The 597-nt window shown below is 76.5% G+C and carries 1 protein-coding gene; it reads right to left on the bottom strand.

Going from position 1 to position 597, the window contains the following annotated elements; translation table 11 throughout:
- The coding region (scpB, locus tag B8460_RS19450) for an SMC-Scp complex subunit ScpB (protein WP_084623943.1) at positions 1 to 594 on the bottom strand (594 nt) is incomplete at its 3' end.
- Positions 595 to 597: the final 3 nt, after the last annotated feature.

The following is a 597-nucleotide window of genomic DNA, read 5'->3' as shown; positions in this document are numbered from 1 at the left end:
GCCCTCGGCGGGCGCGCCTTCGGCGTGGGCCGCGTCCACCGGTCCCTCCTCCGCCGGCGCCTCGTCGGTCGGGGCATCCGCCGGCGCGCCGGCCACCACCGGCTCGACCAGCAGATCCTCGCGCCGCGGCAGGGCACGCAGGTCCGGCAGGCCGAACTGCGCCAGGAAGGCTGGCGTCGTACCCCATAATGTAGGTCGTCCGGGGCTCTCCCGCCGCCCCTTCGGCATGATCAGCCCGGCTTCCAGCAGCGCGTCGAGCGTCGCCTGCCCCAGGCTCGCGCCGCGTATCTCCTCGATCTCGGCGCGGGTGACCGGCTGATGATAGGCCACGATCGCCAGCGTCTCCATCGCCACGCGCGGCAGGCGGCGCGGCACCTGCACCACCCGGCGCAGCGCGGGGGCGAGGTCGGGGGCGGTGCGGAACATCACCCCGCCGCCCACCCGCACGAGTTCGACCCCCCGGCCGTCATAACGGGCGGCGAGCGCCGCGATCACCGCGTCAGCGTCGGCCTCCGCCGGCAACACCTGCGTCAGCGCCCGCGGCCCGACCGGCCCGGCGGCGGCGAACACGGCGGCCTCGGCCAGCCGCAGCATCTC

Origin of the sequence: Acidisphaera rubrifaciens HS-AP3 (assembly GCF_000964365.1) — a bacterium.
In the GTDB taxonomy this organism is placed as follows: Bacteria; Pseudomonadota; Alphaproteobacteria; order Acetobacterales; family Acetobacteraceae; genus Acidisphaera; species Acidisphaera rubrifaciens.
Note: the sequence above shows the minus strand (reverse complement) of the source record. Positions and strands in the feature narration are given on the sequence as shown.